This window comes from Serratia sp. EC4 (genome assembly GCF_059652115.1).
Window position 1 is genome coordinate 864,649 of record NZ_JBNIDE010000001.1, and the last position, 20,657, is coordinate 885,305.

The 20,657-nt window shown below is 58.2% G+C and carries 23 protein-coding genes; 14 read left to right on the forward strand and 9 right to left on the reverse strand.

From position 1 onward, the window contains the following. Positions 1–87: 87 nt before the first annotated feature. The gene (locus ACP39K_RS04035) at positions 88–1,503 is read left to right on the forward strand and encodes a pyridoxal phosphate-dependent decarboxylase family protein (RefSeq protein WP_497008307.1); all 1,416 of its coding nucleotides are present in this window, start codon (positions 88–90) and stop codon (positions 1,501–1,503) included. Positions 1,504–1,516: 13 nt separating this feature from the next. On the opposite strand, the gene ACP39K_RS04040 is transcribed toward ACP39K_RS04035, so the two are convergent. Continuing rightward, positions 1,517–2,158: a GNAT family N-acetyltransferase gene (locus ACP39K_RS04040; RefSeq protein WP_265260272.1), complete on the reverse strand. Its 642-nt coding sequence runs from the start codon at positions 2,156–2,158 to the stop codon at positions 1,517–1,519. A 797-nt stretch (positions 2,159–2,955) separates the two neighbouring features. Between ACP39K_RS04040 and rcsA the strand changes: the two genes are divergently transcribed. Further along, complete coding sequence (gene rcsA, locus ACP39K_RS04045; RefSeq protein ID WP_004935115.1) at positions 2,956–3,585, forward strand: transcriptional regulator RcsA; 630 nt, start codon at positions 2,956–2,958, stop codon at positions 3,583–3,585. A 217-nt stretch (positions 3,586–3,802) separates the two neighbouring features. Here rcsA and dsrB read toward each other — a convergent pair whose 3' ends face one another. Both dsrB and cspE read right to left on the reverse strand, forming a co-directional pair. Beyond that, on the reverse strand, positions 3,803–4,003 hold the full coding sequence (dsrB, locus tag ACP39K_RS04050) for a protein DsrB (protein ID WP_033639981.1): 201 nt from the start codon (positions 4,001–4,003) through the stop codon (positions 3,803–3,805). A gap of 320 nt (positions 4,004–4,323) precedes the next feature. Continuing rightward, positions 4,324–4,536: a transcription antiterminator/RNA stability regulator CspE gene (cspE, locus tag ACP39K_RS04055; protein WP_004935122.1), complete on the reverse strand. Its 213-nt coding sequence runs from the start codon at positions 4,534–4,536 to the stop codon at positions 4,324–4,326. A 377-nt stretch (positions 4,537–4,913) separates the two neighbouring features. On the opposite strand from cspE, the gene ACP39K_RS04060 reads away from it, so the two are divergent. From ACP39K_RS04060 to ACP39K_RS04070, 3 genes are all read left to right on the forward strand, one after another. Then, on the forward strand, positions 4,914–5,291 hold the full coding sequence (locus ACP39K_RS04060) for a hypothetical protein (protein WP_060444600.1): 378 nt from the start codon (positions 4,914–4,916) through the stop codon (positions 5,289–5,291). Positions 5,292–5,804: 513 nt separating this feature from the next. Continuing rightward, positions 5,805–6,014: a hypothetical protein gene (locus ACP39K_RS04065; RefSeq protein WP_004935132.1), complete on the forward strand. Its 210-nt coding sequence runs from the start codon at positions 5,805–5,807 to the stop codon at positions 6,012–6,014. Positions 6,015–6,167: 153 nt separating this feature from the next. Then, on the forward strand, positions 6,168–7,175 hold the full coding sequence (locus ACP39K_RS04070) for an NAD(P)H-quinone oxidoreductase (RefSeq protein ID WP_033639979.1): 1,008 nt from the start codon (positions 6,168–6,170) through the stop codon (positions 7,173–7,175). Between the two features lie 44 nt (positions 7,176–7,219). Here the strand turns inward: ACP39K_RS04070 and ACP39K_RS04075 are convergent, their stop codons facing one another. After that, on the reverse strand, positions 7,220–8,272 hold the full coding sequence (locus ACP39K_RS04075; RefSeq protein WP_115116844.1) for an SDR family oxidoreductase: 1,053 nt from the start codon (positions 8,270–8,272) through the stop codon (positions 7,220–7,222). Positions 8,273–8,382: 110 nt separating this feature from the next. Between ACP39K_RS04075 and ACP39K_RS04080 the strand changes: the two genes are divergently transcribed. Further along, positions 8,383–9,315, forward strand: coding sequence for a LysR family transcriptional regulator (locus tag ACP39K_RS04080; RefSeq protein WP_497008308.1), 933 nt, complete (start codon positions 8,383–8,385; stop codon positions 9,313–9,315). A gap of 3 nt (positions 9,316–9,318) precedes the next feature. On the opposite strand, the gene ACP39K_RS04085 is transcribed toward ACP39K_RS04080, so the two are convergent. The 3 genes from ACP39K_RS04085 to ACP39K_RS04095 all read right to left on the reverse strand — a co-directional run bounded on the left by ACP39K_RS04085 (position 9,319) and on the right by ACP39K_RS04095 (position 10,267). Then, positions 9,319–9,711 (reverse strand): YidB family protein, encoded by a 393-nt coding sequence (locus tag ACP39K_RS04085; protein ID WP_048795622.1) that lies wholly within the window; start codon positions 9,709–9,711, stop codon positions 9,319–9,321. 95 nt (positions 9,712–9,806) lie between these two features. After that, positions 9,807–10,055 (reverse strand): GlsB/YeaQ/YmgE family stress response membrane protein, encoded by a 249-nt coding sequence (locus tag ACP39K_RS04090; protein WP_004935146.1) that lies wholly within the window; start codon positions 10,053–10,055, stop codon positions 9,807–9,809. A gap of 14 nt (positions 10,056–10,069) precedes the next feature. Next, entirely contained in the window at positions 10,070–10,267 is a 198-nt protein-coding gene (locus tag ACP39K_RS04095; RefSeq protein ID WP_004935148.1) for a glycine zipper domain-containing protein, read from the reverse strand. 628 nt (positions 10,268–10,895) lie between these two features. Here ACP39K_RS04095 and ACP39K_RS04100 point away from each other — a divergent pair. Next, positions 10,896–11,816 carry a Kdo(2)-lipid IV(A) acyltransferase gene (locus tag ACP39K_RS04100; RefSeq protein ID WP_497008309.1) on the forward strand — a complete coding sequence of 307 codons (921 nt, stop codon included), beginning with the start codon at positions 10,896–10,898 and terminating at the stop codon, positions 11,814–11,816. Positions 11,817–11,992: 176 nt separating this feature from the next. After that, positions 11,993–12,412 carry a VOC family metalloprotein YjdN gene (gene yjdN, locus ACP39K_RS04105; RefSeq protein WP_016927200.1) on the forward strand — a complete coding sequence of 140 codons (420 nt, stop codon included), beginning with the start codon at positions 11,993–11,995 and terminating at the stop codon, positions 12,410–12,412. A 15-nt stretch (positions 12,413–12,427) separates the two neighbouring features. Here yjdN and ACP39K_RS04110 read toward each other — a convergent pair whose 3' ends face one another. After that, a complete protein-coding gene (locus ACP39K_RS04110; protein ID WP_016927199.1) occupies positions 12,428–12,622 on the reverse strand; it encodes a hypothetical protein in 195 nt (64 codons plus the stop codon). A 160-nt stretch (positions 12,623–12,782) separates the two neighbouring features. Here ACP39K_RS04110 and ACP39K_RS04115 point away from each other — a divergent pair, with 160 nt between their 5' ends. Both ACP39K_RS04115 and kdoO read left to right on the forward strand, forming a co-directional pair. Continuing rightward, positions 12,783–14,336, forward strand: a complete 1,554-nt coding sequence (locus ACP39K_RS04115) for a sensor domain-containing diguanylate cyclase (RefSeq protein WP_161544849.1) — start codon at positions 12,783–12,785, stop codon at positions 14,334–14,336. 478 nt (positions 14,337–14,814) lie between these two features. Further along, positions 14,815–15,708, forward strand: coding sequence for a Kdo hydroxylase KdoO (gene kdoO / locus ACP39K_RS04120; protein WP_212562770.1), 894 nt, complete (start codon positions 14,815–14,817; stop codon positions 15,706–15,708). Between the two features lie 43 nt (positions 15,709–15,751). On the opposite strand, the gene paaZ is transcribed toward kdoO, so the two are convergent. After that, on the reverse strand, positions 15,752–17,818 hold the full coding sequence (paaZ, locus tag ACP39K_RS04125; RefSeq protein WP_497008310.1) for a phenylacetic acid degradation bifunctional protein PaaZ: 2,067 nt from the start codon (positions 17,816–17,818) through the stop codon (positions 15,752–15,754). Between the two features lie 316 nt (positions 17,819–18,134). On the opposite strand from paaZ, the gene paaA reads away from it, so the two are divergent. From paaA to paaD, 4 genes are read left to right on the forward strand one after another with little or no spacing between them, the layout of a single operon-like run. Then, positions 18,135–19,073, forward strand: a complete 939-nt coding sequence (gene paaA, locus ACP39K_RS04130) for a 1,2-phenylacetyl-CoA epoxidase subunit PaaA (RefSeq protein ID WP_346418313.1) — start codon at positions 18,135–18,137, stop codon at positions 19,071–19,073. Positions 19,074–19,094: 21 nt separating this feature from the next. Beyond that, a complete protein-coding gene (gene paaB / locus ACP39K_RS04135; protein WP_004935173.1) occupies positions 19,095–19,382 on the forward strand; it encodes a 1,2-phenylacetyl-CoA epoxidase subunit PaaB in 288 nt (95 codons plus the stop codon). A gap of 8 nt (positions 19,383–19,390) precedes the next feature. Further along, entirely contained in the window at positions 19,391–20,149 is a 759-nt protein-coding gene (paaC, locus tag ACP39K_RS04140) for a 1,2-phenylacetyl-CoA epoxidase subunit PaaC (RefSeq protein WP_016927195.1), read from the forward strand. Positions 20,150–20,158: 9 nt separating this feature from the next. Beyond that, positions 20,159–20,656 (forward strand): 1,2-phenylacetyl-CoA epoxidase subunit PaaD, encoded by a 498-nt coding sequence (paaD, locus tag ACP39K_RS04145; protein WP_033639969.1) that lies wholly within the window; start codon positions 20,159–20,161, stop codon positions 20,654–20,656. Position 20,657 lies beyond the last annotated feature (1 nt).

Sequence of the window (20,657 nt, forward strand, 5' to 3'; positions counted from 1 at the left end):
ATCCAAAAAGGTTATTTTTCATCGATTTTGACCAGCAGGCAAATGTTCTATGTTTACCCCATCATCCCTGACGTTTTCGGAGCCACCATGCACCCATGTTTACAACAGGATCTCGCGCAGTTTCCGCAGATCCTCGACCACACCCGCCAGTTGGCGGAAGATTTCCTGACCGGGCTGCAGCAACGCTCGGTCTGCCCGCCGCTCGAGCATCAGCAGCTGCAACCGGGCGACGATCGACTAGATGAAAACGGCGAAGGCGCCCTGGCAGCGCTGGAGCGCTTTTGGCAACGTTATCAGGCCGGCATTTCCGCCAGCGCCGGCCCGCGTTATTTCGGCTTCGTCACCGGCGGCGGCACCCCGGCGGCGGTCGCAGCGGACTGGCTGGTTAGCGTGACAGACCAAAATAGCTTGCTCAGCCATGATACCATCGCAGCCACGATCGAGCTGGCGGCCGTGACGCAGTTGAAATCCCTGCTGGGCCTGCCGGAAACGTTCAGCGGCAGCCTGGTCAGCGGCGCGACCATGGCCAATTTCACCGGGCTGGCCATTGGCCGGCAGTGGCTGGGACAACAGCACGGCGTGGATATCGCCCAACAGGGCCTGGCGGCGCTGGGTTCCATCCGGGTATTGTCGGCCAATCCACATTCCAGCAGCGTGAAGGCGCTCAGCATGCTCGGTATCGGCCGCGAGGCGCTGACGAGCGTCGCCAGCCTGCCGGAGTCTGAAGCCATGGATATGGAAGCACTGGAACGGCAGCTCGCCGCCGGCGCCGGCCAGCCAACGTTGGTACTGGCCAGCGCCGGTACGGTCAACACCGTCGCTTTCGACGACCTGCCGCGTCTGCTGGCGCTGCGGGAGCGTTATCCGTTTTGGCTGCATGTCGATGCGGCATTTGGCGGCGTGGCGGCCTGCTCGCCGCTCTACGCTCCAAGACTTGAGGGCTGGCAGCATGCCGATTCCATCACTGTCGACGCGCACAAATGGCTGAACGTGCCTTATGACAGCGCGATCCAATTTACCCGCCATTTGGATCTGCAAATGCAGGTATTTCAGAACCATTCGGCCTACCTGGAAGCACCGACATTGCGGCCAGACAACTATCTGCATCTGACGCCGGAAAATTCGCGCCGCTTCCGCGCCCTGCCGCTTTGGCTGACGCTGAAAGCCTATGGCCGCAGCGGCATACGGGATATCGTCGAGCGCAACGTCCGATTGGCGCAGGCGCTGGGGGCGGCGCTGGCAGCCGATGACGGTTTCCAGCTGCTGGCGCCGGTGAATTTGAACGTGGTGTGCTTCGCACTCAGCCATCCACAGGGCGACAGCGAGGCGGCGCGCGATCGCTTTCTCGAGCGCCTGAGCCGGCACGGCGTGGTGCGCTGCACCCCTACGCGTTATAACGGTCAGCCGGGGATCCGCGCCGCGCTGGTCAACTGGATGACGGAGGAACAGGACATCCGGCTGGCGTTGGACTCGCTGCGCCATTGCCTGGCGGAAACGGCCTAGCGCGCGCGGCGTATTACCCGAGTTGGAAGGCCTGCAAACGCCGTTCTTGCCGCCCGTCATCGCCGATGTTATCCGGCGACAGCCAGGCGGCAAACGCCGCGCGCCGCGCCGGCCATTCCCCGTCGACGATCGACAGCCAGTCGGTGTCGCGCGTGCGTCCTTTGACGACGATGGCCTGGCGGAACGTGCCTTCATAGCGGAAACCCAAGCGCTCGGCGGCCTGGCGTGAAGGCAGATTGAGGCTATCGCATTTCCATTCGCAGCGCCGGTAGCCAAGATCGTCGAACAGATGCCGCAGCATCAGGAAAATCGCCTCGCTGCCCAGCGCGCTGCGCTTCATCAGCGGCGACCAGTTGATGGTGCCCAGTTCGGCCACGCCGTTGGCAGGATCGATGCGCAAAAAAGCGCAGCTTCCCACCGCGCACCCGTTTGACTGATCGATCACTACCATCGTGTTTCTGTCAGCGCTGGACGCCTGAGCCTCAAGATAACGCTGGAAATCTGCGCGCGACTGCGGCCGTTCCCAAAACAGATAAGTCCAGTCGCGATCGTCCTCGGCGGATTGATAAGCCTGATAAAGCGCCTCCCCCCAGCGCGCGAGGTTAAGCGGTTCGAGGCGGCAAAACCGCCCTTGCAGCGGCGAGTGCCCGGGCATGCCTGCCGGCTGCCAATGAGGGAGGGCTTCGCCAATCGGCTGCCCATACTGATTCCGTCTCACCGCGACATCCTGTTTTTGAAAGGTGGAGAGGCAAGTTAAAACCAACGCGAGCCAGAGACAACTCCGACCTGCCATTCCTCCCCTGCGGATCGGGCCGCAGGATGATAGTTTAGAGAAATCACTGAATCACCGTTAAACATTCACGAAAACTATTTCATGTAAAATAAATATCCAGATAACTCATTGTAAAACGGTGATTTATAGCAACAAATAAGCTACACATTCCGGCCATAATGTTAACTTTCGTTTGCCGTTATGATAAAAAAAGAAGTGCTAATCATTAGCATGGAAAGCGGAAAAACACCATAACTTAATGATATTTAAATAAAAAAAACGAAAAACATCAGAGAGAGCGTTTTTTGTCCACTCAAAAAATGCGCTGAAAGACGTCAAAAAAACGACACATGAATTTTTTTTAAGACTTTTCCTAGCAAACTAAAATTTTGTTTCGTGACATGATGAACAGATTCGCGGCAAGCAATGCAGACAGGCACGGGCGCCAAGCGCAGATCAGGCTCAACATGCCGAAGCTGGACGAGCAGCAGATCGCTCTGACTTAAGCCAAACTTATAGATTCATGCAATTAATAAGTTTAGTATGAAAATATCATTGAGTGACGCCGTGTTTATTGATAGAACACTCGCTACACTGAATTATTGCTCCATTTTGCCTTTCGGCTTTTTAGGCTTTTTCTCATATTACCGCAGTAAAACGGATTTAAGTGGGGGTGCGATATGCCAACGATTATCATGGATTCATGTAGCTATACCAGATTGGGGTTAACCGACTATCTGACTTCGCATGGCGTGAAGAAGCGCCATATTAATGCCATCGAGGACATTGACAGCCTGCATGAAAAATGCAGCAAGTTGAATCCGAGCCTGGTGTTTATTAACGAGGACTGCTTCATCCACGAAGCAAACGCCACCGAGCGAATAAAACGGGTCATTTCACTGCACCCGGATACGTTATTCTTCATCTTCATGGCCATTACCAACGTACATTTCGACGATTATTTATATGTTCGCAAGAACGTCATCATATCGTCAAAATCCATCAAGCCAGAGACTATGAATCAGCTACTTAGTCACTATCTCGAGAGAACGTCTCTGCGTACGGAGAAATCCTCTCTGGATCAAACGCCGGTAACGCTGAGCCAGACTGAATCAAACATGTTACGCATGTGGATGTCCGGTCAAGGCACCATCCAGATATCAGACCAGATGCAAATAAAGGCCAAAACGGTCTCTTCCCACAAGGGAAACATCAAGCGGAAAATAAAAACGCACAACAAGCAGATCATTTATCACGTTGTTCGTTTGACCGATACATTGACCAGTGGAATATTCGTCAATAGCCGCTGAACCACAGAGAACGCCCCCGCTCTGTTTTACCAGCCGTTAAATACCCGGTGATAATGTCATCTGGATAGCAGCCGCTGGAACCACAAAAAAATACCTGCTGCGTTATCCCCCGCTAGCGCAACGGGTATTTTTTTGCCGTCGATAAAAAAAATCTTACCGCAATGAAATAATCTCAAAATGGACAATTTCATTAGCAAATTAATGAGATTAGCCTAAGTTAGTGCCCGTGCTCGCGACAGGGCTCCACAAACGTGCCGTCACGGCTGTCGATTTCATTAAAAAACCAGACGCCCGCCGGGTAGTCGTCAAGAGAAACCAGGTACATGGTGCCTTCGTTGAACACCTCTACGGCCAGAATGACGCCTTCACGCCGCGGGCCGCCGTCTGTTTTTACCGTCACTCGATCGTTAACCTGCATACCCTTCTCCATTATTTGCGATTGCCGTCAGTGTATTACAAAACCGGAGGCGATGGACACCGCTCCAGCCCTGCCGGCCTCTGCTATCAGCGTAGCAGCCGCCTGGATTTTCACTTTCTTAACGGTTTGGCCGCAGAATCTTAAGCCGGTCTCGCGTAGCCTGTCTTCAGGCGTTTCCCCCCCAGAGAAGCGCTCGCAAATGAAGAAGTAACAAGGAACTTTTGCCCGCAGACTTGCGGGCTTTTTTTTGCGCACCGCTGAATTGCAGGCATAAAAAAACCCGCCGCAGCGGGTTTTTCTCAATCAGCGCCAGGCGCCAATTAGATAGCGGTAACGTTAGCCGCAGATGGACCTTTCGCACCGTTCTCGATAGAGAACTGTACGTTCTGGCCTTCAGCCAGGGTCTTGAAGCCTTGATCCTGGATAGCAGAGAAGTGTACGAATACGTCTTTGCTGCCGTCTGCTGGGGTGATGAAACCAAAACCTTTAGCTTCGTTGAACCACTTCACTTGACCTTTGATCATGTTAGACATGTCTAATTTCCTTCAATAATAAATGTAAGCCGCCATGGGCGAGGTAGCCGGTCATCAGTTACTTATGGAGGCACTGGAAAGGAAATTCGTCAGAGAAGGGCTATCCGGGATAACGCTTTAAATTTGAACTACTTTACTCAAAATGTCGTGCATAAATAGGTCTGTACCACAGGCCGACATCATTAACTCATGAGCGAGCGGCAATAGCAACCTTTTTCGCCGCAATGGGGCGCTAATCTCGGCTAAACGCACAGGATTTGACCCTGTCTGCCGATAGGGCCGCCGCCTGACTCGCCCGTAACGCCCAAGGCAAATGATAGTAATTCTCGTTCTGCTGTTTTATAGTTGCCTGACGAAATCATTCAGGGAGATTCACCATGCCGAGATGGCTTACATTACCGGCTGTCAGTACCGCCGCCCTGCTGGCCTTTGCCGCTTACAGCGCTCCGCAGAGTGCACTGGAGCTCAATTATCAAGCCCCCGACCCCAGCATGGCTCCCGCGCCCAAGCCGCCTGCCCCCTCTGAGCCGGCCACCAAAACGGGAAAACCGCCGATCGCTTGGACAGAGGCGAGAGATAAAAGCGGTTTTCGCGTCGATATTGAGTGCGATCATCCTGGCTGCAGCAAACCGCGCGCCAAACCTTATCCCGCGTATGAAGGCCCGGTGAAGAAAACCGATCGCCGCCGCCAGTCTGATCCTTATTCCACCAATCAGGATCCCGATTACAACATTCAGTTGGGCTATGAGTGGTAGTGGCGCTTTCGGAGTAATGCCTATATCAGCCTCCTTTGCCGCTGCATAGAATATGCCTCAGTTCACCACTCCTCCTGGTGTTGAACACAACAAGCTGTGTTGCAAATCTTTATGCGCCTCCCTATAGGCGCTTTTTTTTTGGGGCCTATCCCTCAAAGCGTCTTCCGATTACAGATTGCTCTCATTGCCCCACAAAGTGATGAATGTCACAAATACGCCTCCTTGCCATTCTTATTCGGAGGTAACGTTCATGGCCACAGGATCCCTTGCCCTCCTGGCCGTCTTGGCCGGCATTGCGGGCTTCGCCCTCTACAAGCATTTAAAATCTCAGAAAAAAAGCACACTCGTCCGCCCGCACGATCGGTAACCGACAACGCGCTTTCACCGCGAAGGCCCGGCACATCGCACGCCGCGCCTTCGCGGGCTGTCATGCTTTCATCACAAAATTGTCACATTATGGCCATATGATGATTCGCGTTTATCCGCTCTGGCTTAACACCAAGGATTTCGCCCATGACCATAATTAAAGCTGCAAACCATCAGGAAGCAGAAAAACTCATCCGCGCCGGCACCGCCAAGAAAATCGAACTGGCCTACGATATCGGCAGCGACGACTTCTTCCAGCTTGCCAGCCTGTGGTGCGATAAAGGCGCCAAAATCTCCAAAGGAAAAGAACACTTCATCGTCTCGTTGAAAGGGTTCCGCATCCCGCCTAACGATTAATGCCCAGCCGCCCATCGCGGCGGCTTCGCCCCTTCCTCGCAAAACCGCTCTATTCAACCACACGCGCCTCATTCGATTTCGCTAAGCTAACAGCAGACTTTATTGCGGACGTTTCGCCTGATAATCACGTCCGCCACGATGAGGAGAGTAACCATGTCAACAAATGCAGCGCTGCCCGGCACGATGAAAGCGATTGAAATCAGCCAACCGGGCGCTCCCGACGTTCTGGTCGTTACCGAACGCCCGGTGCCCGTTCCGCAAGCGGGCGAACTGCTGGTGAAAATCGCCGCCGCCGGCGTTAACCGCCCCGACGTGCTGCAGCGCCAGGGGAACTATGCCCCGCCGCCCGGCGCCTCGGATATCCCCGGCCTGGAAATTGCCGGCGAAGTGGTGGCCATCGGTGAAGGCGTGACCCACTTCGCGCTCGGCGATCGGGTTTGCGCCCTTATCGCCGGCGGCGGCTATGCGGAATACTGCACCGTGCATGAAAGCAATGCGTTGCCGGTGCCGGCGGGGCTGAGCCTGACCGAGGCCGCCGCGCTGCCGGAAACCTTCTTCACCGTCTGGGTCAACGTGTTCCAGCGCGGTCATCTCAAAGCCGGCGAAACCGTGTTGATCCATGGCGGCACCTCCGGCATCGGCACGGTCGCCACCATGCTGGCGAAGGCCTTCTGCGCCCAGGTGATCACCACCGTCGGCTCCGAAGAGAAACGTCAGGCCAGCCTGGCGCTGGGCGCCGACGTGGCGATTAATTACCGCAGCGAAGACTTTGTCGCACGCACCAAAGACGCCACCAACGGTAAAGGCGCCGACGTCATCGTCGACCTGATCGCCGGCGATTATGTCGCCAAAAACTATCAGGCCGCAGCGATGGAAGGCCGCATCGTGCAAATCGGCACGCAAAACGGCGTGGTGAAAGAGCTCAATCTGATGCCGCTGCTGCTGAAACGCCTGACCCATACCGGGTCGACGTTGCGCTCGCGCAGCGTGGCGGACAAAGCGCAGATTGCCGCCGATCTGCGCGAAAAGGTTTGGCCGCTGCTGGAGCGCGGCGTGCTGAAACCGCAAATTTTCAAAACCTTCCCGCTTGAGCAGGCCGCCGCCGCGCATACGCTGATGGAGTCCAGCGAGCACATCGGCAAGATCATGCTGACGTTCTGAGCCTATTCCCCGCGGCCGGTGCTGCGGGGAAACCGATGCCGCACTCAGGGAATGATGCGGCGGCGGCGGAACTCATCGAACAGCGAGAAAAACATGGCTTCGGTTTCGACAAACTGGTGGAAACCGAAGCGCCGCGCCTTGCTGCCATCCGCGAACATGTCATAGTCCCAGGAAAAAACGAAATCGGCGAAACGCCAGCCGGCCACCGCGCGATAGTCCGGTTCGGCCAATTGGTGCCGCTGCGCCAACTCCCGCCACAGCGACGCTTTGTCCGGCATCATGCTCTCCAGCGGCATCGGCAGCGGCGGCGCACATTCCAGCCCAAAGTAAGCGGCGATTTTCGGCCACATCTCGCTCCAGCGAAACAGATCGCCGTTGTTGATATTAAACGCCTGATTGGCCGCCGCCGGCTCGGTCGCCGCCCACAGCGTGGCGCGCGCCAACAGCCCGGCGTCGGTCATTTCCAGCAGGCTGTGGTAAGCGCCCGGTTTACCCGGGAAGCGCAACGGCAGCCCGAGCGCTTTGCTGATCGAGGCGTAAACCGCGATGCTTAACGCCAGATTCATCGGATTGCCGAGGGAGAAGCCCCCCACCACGCTTGGACGGATGGCGCTCCAACGCCAGCGCTTGCCGGCCTGCCGCTGCGCCAGATACTGCTGCTGCGCCACGTTAAACTCCGGCGGCATATGCCCGGCGTCGCTTTCGCGCGCCGGCGTTTTAAACGGCCCCAAATGCGCGCCATACACCTTATAGCCCTGCATCAGGCTGATATGTTCCAACGCCGGCGCGACCGGCTCCAGCTCCTCGACGACGTGTTGCAGCATCTGCAGGTTCGGCGCCACCAGCCCCGCCCAGTCCGGCGCATCCTGATAGGCGGCATAGAAAACGTGGCTAATCGCGCTCAGCGGCCGCAGCGCGTCGCGCGTCGCCGCTGCATCCAGCAGATCAACCTGAAGGTGGCGCACCCCCGGCGCCGGTTGCCCACCCCGCCGCGAGACCCCCACCACTTGCCAGCCCTGTCCGGCCAGTTCCTCAATCAATCGGCGCCCAATCACGCCATTGGCGCCGATCACCAATGCCTGCCGCTTTGCATTCATCTTGTCACTCCTCGGGTTATCGATGCCCTGAGTGTCATTGATTAGCAATGCTTGCGGTAGAAGAGACTTTCCACTAACACTTATAAGAAAAATCTAGAGGCAAGATCGACATGGATAAGCTGAACGCCATGAAAACCTTTATGCGGGTGGCGGAGCTGGGCAGCCTGTCGGCCGCCGCTCGCGATCTGCGTTTGACGCAGCCGGCGGTCAGTCAGCAAATCGCCGGCCTGGAGCAGCAACTCGGGGCCCAACTGCTGTTTCGCAGCACCCGGGCGGTCACCCTGACCGATGCCGGCAGCAGTTATTATCAGCGCCTCAAACCGATTCTGGCGGCGGTCGACGAAGCGGAAGAAGCGCTGCGCGGCCAGCGCCACCAGTTACAGGGCAATCTGCGCATTCATGCCCCGACCGGGTTCGGGCAGTTGCACGTCACGCCGCTGGCCATCGCTTTCCAGCAACGTTATCCGAGCCTCGCCATCGAGCTGCTGCTGGACGATCGTCGCGCCGACGTGATCGGCGAAGGCATCGACGTAGCGCTGCGTTTCGGTGAACTGCATGCGCCCGGCATGGTGGCGAAACGTTTGGGCGAGCTGCAACGCCTGCTGGTGGCGTCACCGGCCTATCTGGACAAACATGGCACGCCCCGTTCGCCGGCGGAGCTGGCTAAACATGCGCACATTCGTTACAGCGGTTTGAACGACGGCGATACGCTCACTCTGTTCGGGCCGCACGGCCCCGAGATGGTTACTGTGCGGCCCACGTTCCGCGCCAACAATACGCTATCGCTGCTGGCCGCCATTGAGGCTGGAGCCGGTATCGGCGGCGCCCAACGGCCGTTAATCGCCGAGCAGCTGGCGACGGGGGCGCTGGTGCCCGTTTTGCCGGAATACCGCTACCCGCCCATGGCGCTGCACGCGGTCTATCCCGCCTTACGTTTTATTCCGGAGAAAGTGCGCGCCTGGGTGGCGCATCTGCAGCAGGCGTTGACGGCGATCGAGGGAATTAGCGGAGTGAAGGCTCCCGGCCAGGCGCCGGGAGCCTAATCATTATTTGAACAGTTTACCGACCATATCGCCCAGCTCGTTGCTGTCTTGCTGAACTTCACCGTTTGGTGAGGCGGCATCCGCGACCGTTGGCAAGAACTGCGCAATGGTGCTGGACGCCTGTGCCGGATCGATGCCCAGCTTTTCAGCCAGTTGGTTGATGGCGTCGCTACCCAACGCCTGCTGCACATGGTCGCCGGTAATCGACTGATTTTCGCCATTGCCGAGCCAGGAACCGACGATATCGCCGAACTGCCCCTGACGGAACTTGTCCAAAATGGCCTGCAGGCCGCCTTGTTGCTCGATCCACTGCATAATGGCGATGTAGTCGATACCTTTACCACCGTTGGCGCCGCCGCCCAGAATGTTACCCAATACGCTATCGAACAGACCCATGATATTCCCCTTTCAGCGGGTACGGCCCGCGCCGCACCGCCGGATTGATTTCACGAAAAAGGGCCGCCGCGGCGACCCTGTTGAGCAACGGCTGCTTAGCCTTTGATCTTCCTGTAGACAAAAAGCACCACCAGAGCACCGATTACCGCCACCACAAAGCTGCCCAGGTTAAAACCGTCAACGCGGCCCATACCGAAGAAGGTGCTGATATAGCCGCCGACGACGGCGCCCACGATCCCCAATATAACGGTCACAATAAAGCCGCCGCCGTCTTTGCCCGGCATAATCCACTTGGCCAGGATACCGGCGATTAAACCAAAAATGATCCAGGAAATGATGCCCATCTTTACTCTCCCTATTACCTTTTGCCTAACAGAAATCCTATTACCAGGCCCACGACGGCGCCGGCGCCTATCCCCGCCCAAGGGTTATCCTTAAGGCAGGCACATGATTGCTCGAGCGCTGCTTTTACACCGCTGCTCACTTCGCAGGCGGTGGTTTTCACGTAGTCGCTCGGTTGCTCAACACCGTTTAGATCGTCATTTTCATATGACATGTCAAACCCTTACAGACCAACTCTCTGAGAATTTCGTCACATGTTTCGCGCCAGGCGCCGTCCGCTCCGCGATCTTGCTCTGGGCAATCTGCCCGCTGCCGCTCAATGCGGAGGCGTCCGGCGGCAAACGCACAACTTCACACTATGACTATAGTAAAAAATCAGCGGTTTACCCATTTCCGTCCGTCTGAATTTCACCATACAAAAAACGATCTGATTTCATCCCGCTGTCATCTTGCAAGGCTAAACTTTAAACACATCTTCCTGGAGGAAACGCCAATGTTCAATGCCCCCGTTGTCCTGATCCTCGCGCTACTGTACGCACTGGCCGCCGCTTGGGACGGTTCCGCGGCGTTACTGTTTCATTGAGGTTACATAGCCGTTGTCACTTTTGCGATGCGCTTAATTGTGTCTTTATTTTTCAATTTCGCCAGCCGGTTGAAATAGCGGAAAATATCCCCTCCTTCCTCGGTAAAAATCCTATTTCGCTTCGTTTTTCGCCTGCGTTTAAATAAAGCGTAAAAAAAGCATTAATGGAAAATCCTGTTTAGCACAAAATATTCTATCATCTTCCTTATGGAAATTTGGGTTAAGGTCCCATTGGGAAAGAAAAGGAATAACAGGAAAAATGCTTTCTAACCAACTCTTTGAGCGCGAATTCTTGCGCCCTCGTTATTGGTTGTTGTGGATAGGACTGGGAATACTCTATCTCTTGGTATTACTGCCCTACCCGCTCATTTATCGGCTCGGACACGGCCTTGGCAGAATAGCCATGCGCCTAATGAAACGCCGGGTAAAAATAGCGCGCCGCAATTTAGAACTCTGCTTCCCCGCGATGCCCGCCGCCGAGCGCGAGGCGCTGATCGTCAAAAATTTTGAGTCCGTCGGCATGGGGCTGTTCGAAGTCGGCATGGCCTGGTTCTGGCCCGACTGGCGCATCGCCCGTTGGTTCAAGGTGAGCGGCATGGAAAACATGCGGTTGGCGCGTCAGGACGGCAAAGGCGTTCTGCTGATCGGTCTGCATTTCCTGACGCTGGAACTGGGCGCGCGCATTTTCGGCATGCAAAACCCCGGCATCGGCGTGCATCGCCCGCACAACAACAAGCTGATGGAATGGGTACAGACCCGCGGCCGGCTGCGCTCGAATAAATTCATGATCGATCGTAAAGATATCAAAGGCATGATCCGCAACCTGAAACAGGGCGAAATCCTGTGGTACGCGCCGGATCACGATTATGGGCCGCAAAGTAGCGTATTCACACCGTTCTTCGCCGTGGAAAATGCCGCCACGACCACCGGCACCTTTATCCTGGCGCGCATGGGGCGGCCGTCGATCGTGCCTTTCGTGCCGCGCCGCCTGCCAAACGCTCAGGGCTATGAGCTGATCGTGCAGCCGCCGTTGACGGACTTCCCGCTGGATGATGAAACGCGTGCGGCGGCCATGATGAACCGCGTGGTGGAAGAACAGGTGCTGCTGGCGCCCGATCAATACATGTGGTTGCACCGCCGCTTTAAAACCCGCCCACCCGGTGAGCCGTCGCTGTATTAACCGCGTTCGCGCCTTTGCCCGTCCTACCGGCGGCGAAGGCGTTCACCTCGCACGAGCATTCTACGTCAGGGGGACTACACTAATAAGTCACCGACGGCAATTATTGCCGCCAGCAATCATTTCTTCCCGCCCGAGGGCCGGTCGTTGCCTGTCGGGCCACAACCGAGGTCAATGTCATGCTGGTACAACCCTATTTGTTCTTCAGCGGCAACTGTGAGCAAGCGATTAACTTCTATGTACAGCAGTTGAATGCCAAAATTGAAATGGTCATGCGCTTCAAAGACATGCCCGAAGAAGCCCGCCAAGGCGGGCCGGAGGACGTCAACCCTGAAGCGATCATGCATGCGCGCCTGCTGATCGGCGACGGCGTACTGATGGCCTCCGACGGCTGTCCGCAAGATGACAGCGGCGGTGCTTCCCACAAAGGTTTCTCGCTGTCGCTGAACCCCAGCGATGCGGAACAAGGACGCAAACTGTTCGACAATCTGGCGCAGGGCGGCCAGGTGACGATGCCTTACCAAGCTACCTTCTGGGCCAAAGGTTTTGGCATGCTGACCGACAAATTCGGCGTCAACTGGATGATCAACGTCGAATAACCCCGCATGGCGCCGCTAGCTGTAGCGGTGCCAGTCATACGCCGCTTTGGCGAACAGCGCGAACAGCAGCGCCAACAGCGCCAATCCCAACCGCCAATAGGGCGACCGGCGGCGGCGCCAAGCGAAATACATCATCACCGCCAGCGTTCCCAGCGTAAGGGGGTAATACACCGCCAGCGTCAGTAAAGCGATAATGATGTAATCAGACATTGCTCTTTCACTCCGAGGTGCTCACACCGCCGCTGATGCGGGCTGCGATCGACCTTTCGCCTTATCGCCTCGTTAAAGGCTAGAGGTCTGGCGCATTTATGCATAAAATATAAGATTGCTCTTAACTCAAACTGAATAGTAATCACACAACAAGGGTGACATGACTCAGCAGCAACCCATACAGGATGCCGTGCCGGCGCGCAGCGTTAAAAGCTCCCCATTATTATTTCAGGCCGGCGTGTTTGTCATCATCGTTGCCGCCACGCTGATCCTCTTTAACAGCTGGCAAATCTGGAACGCACACCAGCGCGATCTGCGCAGCGCCGAGCATGAATCCGCCAACCTCGCCCGCTCGCTGGCGCAGCATGCCGACGATACTTTCATGCAGGTGGACGGCAATCTGCTCGATCTGACCGAACGTCTCCAGAACGACGGATTGGGGCCCTCGCAATTGACCCGGCTGCAGCGGGTGATGCAAACGCAGGTCGGCAACCTGCCGCAGCTGCATGGGCTGTTTCTCTACGATGCGCACGGCCGCTGGCTGGCGACCTCCTCGGGCAAATTCATCAAGAACGCCAACAATGCCGATCGCGATTACTTCATATACCATCAAAACCGCGACGACGGCGGCCTGTACATCGGCAAGGTGATCCGCAGCCGCACCACCGGCGATCTGATCATTCCCGTTTCGCGGCGTTTCAACAACCCGGACGGCAGCTTTGGCGGCGTGGTGTTGGCGACGCTGTACATCGATTATTTCCGCCAGTTTTACGACAGCTTCGCCCTCAACACCGACGCCTCACTGAACCTGCTGCTGGCGGACGGCACCATCCTTTACCGCCGCCCTTACTCGGCGGCGTCGATCGGTAAAAACATCGCCAAGGGCGTGCTGTTCAGCGAAATTTTGCCGCATTCGGAATTCGGTAACGCCACCATCACCTCGCTGTACGATAAAGTAGAGCGCATCTACGGTTATTCGCGGGTCAACCGCTTTCCGCTGGTGATCGCCGCCGGGCTGTCGAAACGCGACGCGCTGGCGGACTGGCGCACCGACGCCGGGCTGTTCGCCGCCGGCGGCCTCTCGCTGCTGGTGATCCTGTTGGCGATGGGCATGGTGCTGCTGCGGCAAATCAAGCACAGCATGCAAACCGAAGCTGAGCTGATGCGTACCCGCGATCAGTTGACCAGCATCAACCAGATGCTCGAAGAGCTGGCGCTGCTGGACGGCCTGACCGGGCTGGCCAACCGCCGCCAGTTTGATATCGCGCTGAAGAACGAGTTGGCGCGGGCTTCGCGCAACTACCGCAGCGTGGCGCTGCTGATGCTGGATATCGACTATTTCAAACAGTACAACGACAGCTATGGCCACGTCGCCGGTGACCAATGCCTGCAGCAGATCGGCCAAACGCTCAAAGGGTTGGCGTGCCGCAGCAACGACGTTCTGGCGCGTTACGGCGGCGAAGAGATGGGGATTATCCTGCCGGATACCGACGTCCAGGGCGCACTGATTTTCGCTGAACGCGTCATCAACGCGGTGCGCGATCTGAAAATTCCGCATCAGGGTAATCCGCACGGCATCGTCACCATCAGCATCGGTATCTGCGCCAAAGTGCCGCATATGTATAACGATACGCCGATCAGCTTTATCAATGAGGCGGACAGCGCGTTGTATCAGGCCAAGAAAAAAGGCAAAAACTGCATTTACGGCGCTTAATCATTAATCGGGCCACCAAAATTTGGCGGCCCGATTTATTACCAACCCAAATGAAATAATTCCCCTCCGCAACATTATTTCCCCGGTTTACCCTGCGCTCTGGATAAAATAACGCCAATAATAAGCGCAATATTTATTTCTATTAAAATTCAATGAGATAAAAACTCGCCATTCCGCAGACAATTCGTGCCATTTTTGATTATTCGTGCCTACACGCAGCTCCGTTTAGCCCTCGTTTACTTTTCATTGGTATTGCCGGTGATACTCTTATCAGGACTATTCTCTATATCAGGAAGCCATCGCACGCTTCGGCGCACTGCGCCCTGCTGATACATCCATAATAGAACCCACAAATTTCACGTTGCAATTGGGCGGCCTGTTGACGCCGCTCCAGCCAGCCACGGCGCAAGCCAGTGCAGCCAACCACGCGGCAACCTGAAAGCGGGAATAAAGCGATATAGATTTGCGAGGAGATCTCATGCCTACTGGCGATATTATGCGTGAACAGGCCGTCCTGACGCTGCCGTTGCGACAATGGGCGGCAGCGGAAGCATCCAGCGCGGTCAGCGAACTGGAACAGGGCAAGGTGCTGTTTCTGCCCGAGCTGGCCTTCACTCTATCTGAGCAGGAAATGCCGCTGCTGGATCCAACGTTGGTCGATCCGAAGCGCAAAAACATCAGCTATCAACCGCTGTCCGGCAAACTGAGCGGCGTGGCCGTCGCGGAACGCCGGCAACAGGTTCAGCAACTGCTGGAGCGCTATTATCAATCTTGCCGCCAGCTGATCGCCGGGCTGTTGCCCGAGTATCAGGAGGCGCTGCACCACCCCACCGGCAGCCTGCGTTTGCACCCGGTTTCCACCTGGCGGGCGACCAGTTCCTGGCGCAAAGACGACAGCCGCCTGCACGTTGACGCTTTCCCGTCGCGCCCGAACTACGGCGAACGCATTCTGCGCATTTTCACCAACATCAACCCGCACGGCGAGCATCGCCAATGGCGCGTCGGCGAGCCGTTCCCTGAACTTGCGCAACGCTTTATGCCGCGCCTCGCTCGCTATTCCGCCTTCAGCAGCTGGCTGCAGCACCAGGTGCGCATCACCAAAACCCGGCGCAGCCATTATGACCACCTGATGCTGCAGTTGCATGACGCCATGAAGGCCGACGGTGATTATCAGCAACGGGGTCCGCAGCTGGCGCTGGAATTCCCGCCGGGCAGCAGCTGGATTTGCTTCTCGGATCAAACGCCGCACGCCGCGATGGGCGGCCAGTTTATGTTGGAACAGACCTTCCTGTTGCCGGTGAACAAGATGCAGGATCCGCAGCGTTCGCCGCTGAAAGTGTTGGAACAGCTGCGCGGGCAGCCGCTGATCTGAATGACTCGCCGCCGCCGGGATGCCGGCGGCGGCGAAACGCGCATTATGCCTCGAAGTCCCCTTGCTGGCGCGCCACCAGCGTCAGGATGCTGTACAGCGCCACCGGTTGCTGTTCCTGATTCAACACCTGAACATCCCACACCACCACGCCGTGCGGCCGATCTTCGGCGGTTTTTTGCGGCTTGCGGATTTTCTTTTTGCAAGTCAGCCGCACCTGAATGGTGTCGCCGATCTTCACCGGTTCGATAAAGCGCAGATTCTCCATGCCATAGTTGGCGATCACCGGCCCGACGGCGGCGTCGACAAACAGCCCAGCCGCGGCGGACACCACAAAGTAACCGTGCGCCACCCGCTCGCCGAACAGCGAATCGGCAGCGCCGATCTTGTCCATGTGCGCGTAAAAGTGGTCGCCGCTCAGGCAGGCGAAGTTGACGATATCCGCTTCGGTCACGGTGCGGCGCGCGGTCAACAGGCTGTCGCCCAGCTGCAGCTGCTCGAAGTATTTCCGGAACGGGTGCACCGGGTGTTCGGCGACCGGCGCGCCGCGCACCCATTCGCCGCCGATGGCCGCCAGCATCGCCGGGCTGCCCTGGATCGCCGTGCGCTGCATATAGTGCTTCACCGCGCGCAGTCCACCCAGCTCTTCACCGCCGCCGGCGCGCCCCGGGCCGCCGTGCACCAGCATCGGCAGCGGCGAACCGTGGCCGGTGGACTCCGCCGCCGCCTGTTCATCCAAAATCAACATGCGGCCATGGGCGCACGCCGCCGCGCGAATGAATCGCTTGGCCAATGCCGGATCGGCGGTCACCAGCGATCCCGCCAGGCTGCCCTGCCCCAGCAACGCCAACGCGATCGCCTGCTCGGTATCCGCATACGGCATCAGCGTCGCCACCGGGCCGAAGGCCTCAGTGCCGTGCACCGCCTGATGGGTGAGCGGATCGGCGCAATACAGCAGGGTCGGCGGATAAAACGCCCCGCCGCGCGCGCCGTCGCCCATGACTTCCAGCTTATCCAGCGACGCGCCGCACAGCGGTTCGCAGCCGTTGCGCAGCAGGAACTCCACCTTGCTTTGCACATCATCACGCTGCTCGTGGCTGACCAGCGCCCCCATGCGCACCTGCTCCAACTGCGGGTCGCCCACCGTCACTCCCGCCAGACGCTGCAACAAGGCCTGACGTACCGTCGCCACCTGCGCCGCCGGCACGATGATGCGGCGGATCGCGGTGCATTTCTGCCCCGCCTTGGCGGTCATTTCACGGCACACTTCTTTGATAAACAGCGCAAATTCCGGCATCTCCGGCGTCACGTCTTCCGCCAGCACGCAGCAGTTGAGCGAATCCGCCTCCATGGTGAACGCGATCGATTTTTCCAACAGGCGCGGATGCGCCCGCAGCCGCTGCCCGGTCTGCGCCGAGCCGGTAAAGGTCACCGCATCCTGGTAATCCAGGTGCGCAAACATGTCGCCGACGCCGCCGCATACCAACTGCAGCGCCCCTTCCGGCACCAGCCCGCTGTCGACGATCAGCCTGACCATCGCCTGCGTCAGTTGCGCGGTGGCGGTGGCCGGCTTGATGATGGCCGGCATGCCCGCCAGCCAGGTCGGCGCCAGTTTTTCCAGCATGCCCCAGCAAGGGAAGTTGAAGGCATTGATATGCAGCGCCACGCCGGGGCGCGAGGTCAATACGTGGCGGGCGGCGAACTGCGCCTGCTTCGACAGCGGGATCAGCTCATCTTCCGGCCACAGCGTATCATCCGGCAGATCGCGGCCGGCCATGCCGGCATAGGCGAACAGCGTGGCGATGCCGCCTTCGATATCGACCCAGCCGTCGCCGCGCGTCGCGCCGGTTTGATAGGAAATCTGATACAGCGCCTCTTTATGCGCCAGCAGGTGTTTCGCCACCGCTTTCAGCATCTGGGCGCGCTGCTGGAATGTCATGTGCGCCAGCGCCGGGCCGCCGTGGCTGCGCGCATAGCTCAGGCTCGCCGCTAACGGCAGGCCGTCGGAGCAGACCTGGTACAGCGCTTCGCCGGTCACGGCGTGACGGATCTCGCGCGCCTCTCCCTGCCCGTACACCCAGGCGCCAGAAAGATAACTGTGTAACTGCTGCATGTGCCCTCCGGAATTCATAAATTTTCACCATACAGCTTAATTACGTATCACATAAATGCCAGTCGACGCCAAACTCAATTTTAACAAAAAGAGAACAAGAAGCGCTTTCAAGCCGATTTCCCGGCGTTAACACGGAGTCATTGCTTTTATTTATTAAATATAATCAAAAAGTTAATACAAACACTTGTGAGTGAGCTCGCAAAACCACATAAATCTCGTTTGATCTTTTTGTTATCAGTTTGTAGCCTTATGGTTAGTTAAAGTGATTCACATTTTTATATTTAATGTGAAAAATACGAATCACCAAGAGGCAAGCATGACAACTGACGCACAGTATCAGCAGCATTTCGACGACAAGATCGCGGCGGATATCGCCATTGAGGCCAAGGACTGGATGCCGGACGCCTATCGTCAGAACCTGATTCGGCAAATCGGCCAACACGCCCACTCGGAAGTCATCGGCATGCTGCCGGAAGCCAACTGGCTGACGCGCGCCCCCACGCTGCGCCGCAAGGCGGTGCTGCTGGCCAAAGTGCAGGATGAGGCCGGCCACGGTCTGTATCTCTACAGCGCCGCCGAGACCCTCGGCTGTTCGCGCCAGGACATCTACCAAAAGATGCTCGACGGCAAGATGAAGTACTCCTCCATCTTCAATTACCCCACGCTCAACTGGGCGGATATCGGCGTGATCGGCTGGCTGGTCGACGGAGCCGCCATCGTCAACCAGGTGGCGCTGTGCCGCGCGTCCTACGGCCCCTATGCGCGGGCGATGGTGAAGATCTGCAAAGAGGAAAGCTTCCACCAGCGCCAGGGCTACGAGGCGGTAATGGCGATGGCCAACGGCAGCGATGCGCAGCGCGCCATGCTGCAGGACGCCATCGATCGCTTCTGGTGGCCGGTGCTGATGATGTTCGGCCCGAGCGACGCCGACTCCCCCCACAGCGCCCAGAGCATGGCGTGGAAGATCAAACGCCACAGCAACGATGAGCTGCGGCAGAAGTTCGTCGACAACACCGTACCGCAGCTGGAAGCGCTGGGCATGACGGCGCCGGATCCGGATCTGCACTGGGATGCCGCCGCCGGCCACTATCGCTTCGGCGAGATCGACTGGAGCGAGCTGCATGAGGTGATCAAAGGGCGTGGCCAATGCAACCACGAACGCCTGCAGGCCAAACGCCGCGCCTGGGAAGACGGCGCTTGGGTGCGTGACGGCGCCATGGCCCACGCCGCGAAAAACGCCGCTTCCGCCGCATAGCCAACATAAGGAACCGAGATCATGAGCCACGTTGAATGGCCGCTGTATGAAGTGTTTATCCGCAGCAAACAAGGGCTGGCGCATCGCCACGTCGGCAGCCTGCACGCCGCCGACGACCAAATGGCGCTGGAAAACGCCCGCGACGCCTACACGCGCCGTAATGAAGGCTGCTCAATTTGGGTGGTGCAATCCCGCCATCTGATCGCCTCGCAGCCGGAAGACCGCGGCGCCTTCTTCGATCCGTCCGAAGACAAGATCTACCGTCATCCGACGTTTTACACCATTCCCGACGGCATCAAGAACATGTAGAGGCGACCATGACGGTTAACGATCCGCGCATCAGCTATTTGCTCCGCCAGGGCGACACGCCTTTGATCCTCGCCCAGCGTCTGTGCGCCTGGTGCGGCCACGCGCCCGAGCTGGAAATCGATCTGGCGTTGGCCAACATCGGGCTCGATCTGCTCGGCCAGGCGCGCAACTTCCTGAGCTACGCCGCCGAACTGGCCGGGCCGCCCTGCAGCGAAGACAGCCTGGCCTTCGGCCGCGACGAACGCCAGTTTCATAACCTGTTGCTGGCGGAACAGCCGAACGGCGGTTTCAACGACACGTTGGTGCGCCAGTTCCTGCTCGACGTCTACCACGTGCAGCTGCATCAGGCGTTGAGCCGCAGCGGCGATGCGCAGATCGCCGCCATCGCCGCCAAGTCATTGAAGGAGGCCGATTACCACCTGCGCTTCAGCCGCGGCTGGATGATCCGCCTCGGCGACGGCAACGACATCAGCCACCGCAAGATCCAGCAGTCGCTGGATAACCTGTGGCGCTTCACCGCCGAGCTGTTCCACGCCGACGCGCTGGAGCTTGAGCTGGCGGAACAGGGCATCGCCGTCGATCCGCGCCAGCTGCAGGCTCCCTGGCAAGCGCAGGTGGAGGAGACGCTGCGCCAGGCGACGTTGACGCTGCCCGCCGAGCAGGCGTTCCGGCACGGCGGCAAACAAGGCCGACACAGTGAACACCTCGGCCCGCTGCTGGCGGAGATGCAGTTCCTGCAACGCGCCTATCCAAACGGCCAATGGTAGGAGGCTGCGATGAACGTCACTCGTTTGCAACCCGCTGAAATCCCGCAGATTTGGCACTGTCTGCAACAGATCAGCGATCCCGAACTGCCGGTGCTGTCGATCACCGATTTGGGCATGGTGCGCGACGTGGCCCGCGACGGCAGCGGCTGGCGCGTGACCTTCACCCCAACCTATTCCGGCTGCCCGGCCACCGAATTTCTGCTCAACGCCATTGAGCAGCGGCTGACGGCCGCCGGCTTCAGCCCGGTGCAGGTGGACATCCGTCTCAGCCCGGCCTGGACCACTGATTGGATGAACGCCGACGCCCGCGAACGGCTGCGGCAATACGGCGTAGCGCCGCCGCAGGGCCACACCTGCGATCGGCAGCATGCCCACGGCCCGGTAGCCTGCCCGCGCTGCGGCAGCACCCACAGCGAGAAGATCAGCGAGTTCGGCTCCACCGCCTGTAAAGCGTTGTACCGCTGTTGCGACTGCCGGGAACCGTTCGACTATTTCAAATGCATATAGG

Coding starts and splice junctions, on each gene's coding strand:
- ACP39K_RS04035 (WP_497008307.1), top strand. CDS start 88: ATGCACCCATGTTTACAACAGGATCTCGCGCAGTTTCCGCAGATCCTC.
- ACP39K_RS04040 (WP_265260272.1), bottom strand. CDS start 2,158: ATGCCCGGGCACTCGCCGCTGCAAGGGCGGTTTTGCCGCCTCGAACCG.
- rcsA (WP_004935115.1), top strand. CDS start 2,956: ATGCCAACGATTATCATGGATTCATGTAGCTATACCAGATTGGGGTTA.
- dsrB (WP_033639981.1), bottom strand. CDS start 4,003: ATGCAGGTTAACGATCGAGTGACGGTAAAAACAGACGGCGGCCCGCGG.
- cspE (WP_004935122.1), bottom strand. CDS start 4,536: ATGTCTAACATGATCAAAGGTCAAGTGAAGTGGTTCAACGAAGCTAAA.
- ACP39K_RS04060 (WP_060444600.1), top strand. CDS start 4,914: ATGCCGAGATGGCTTACATTACCGGCTGTCAGTACCGCCGCCCTGCTG.
- ACP39K_RS04065 (WP_004935132.1), top strand. CDS start 5,805: ATGACCATAATTAAAGCTGCAAACCATCAGGAAGCAGAAAAACTCATC.
- ACP39K_RS04070 (WP_033639979.1), top strand. CDS start 6,168: ATGTCAACAAATGCAGCGCTGCCCGGCACGATGAAAGCGATTGAAATC.
- ACP39K_RS04075 (WP_115116844.1), bottom strand. CDS start 8,272: ATGAATGCAAAGCGGCAGGCATTGGTGATCGGCGCCAATGGCGTGATT.
- ACP39K_RS04080 (WP_497008308.1), top strand. CDS start 8,383: ATGGATAAGCTGAACGCCATGAAAACCTTTATGCGGGTGGCGGAGCTG.
- ACP39K_RS04085 (WP_048795622.1), bottom strand. CDS start 9,711: ATGGGTCTGTTCGATAGCGTATTGGGTAACATTCTGGGCGGCGGCGCC.
- ACP39K_RS04090 (WP_004935146.1), bottom strand. CDS start 10,055: ATGGGCATCATTTCCTGGATCATTTTTGGTTTAATCGCCGGTATCCTG.
- ACP39K_RS04095 (WP_004935148.1), bottom strand. CDS start 10,267: ATGTCATATGAAAATGACGATCTAAACGGTGTTGAGCAACCGAGCGAC.
- ACP39K_RS04100 (WP_497008309.1), top strand. CDS start 10,896: ATGCTTTCTAACCAACTCTTTGAGCGCGAATTCTTGCGCCCTCGTTAT.
- yjdN (WP_016927200.1), top strand. CDS start 11,993: ATGCTGGTACAACCCTATTTGTTCTTCAGCGGCAACTGTGAGCAAGCG.
- ACP39K_RS04110 (WP_016927199.1), bottom strand. CDS start 12,622: ATGTCTGATTACATCATTATCGCTTTACTGACGCTGGCGGTGTATTAC.
- ACP39K_RS04115 (WP_161544849.1), top strand. CDS start 12,783: ATGACTCAGCAGCAACCCATACAGGATGCCGTGCCGGCGCGCAGCGTT.
- kdoO (WP_212562770.1), top strand. CDS start 14,815: ATGCCTACTGGCGATATTATGCGTGAACAGGCCGTCCTGACGCTGCCG.
- paaZ (WP_497008310.1), bottom strand. CDS start 17,818: ATGCAGCAGTTACACAGTTATCTTTCTGGCGCCTGGGTGTACGGGCAG.
- paaA (WP_346418313.1), top strand. CDS start 18,135: ATGACAACTGACGCACAGTATCAGCAGCATTTCGACGACAAGATCGCG.
- paaB (WP_004935173.1), top strand. CDS start 19,095: ATGAGCCACGTTGAATGGCCGCTGTATGAAGTGTTTATCCGCAGCAAA.
- paaC (WP_016927195.1), top strand. CDS start 19,391: ATGACGGTTAACGATCCGCGCATCAGCTATTTGCTCCGCCAGGGCGAC.
- paaD (WP_033639969.1), top strand. CDS start 20,159: ATGAACGTCACTCGTTTGCAACCCGCTGAAATCCCGCAGATTTGGCAC.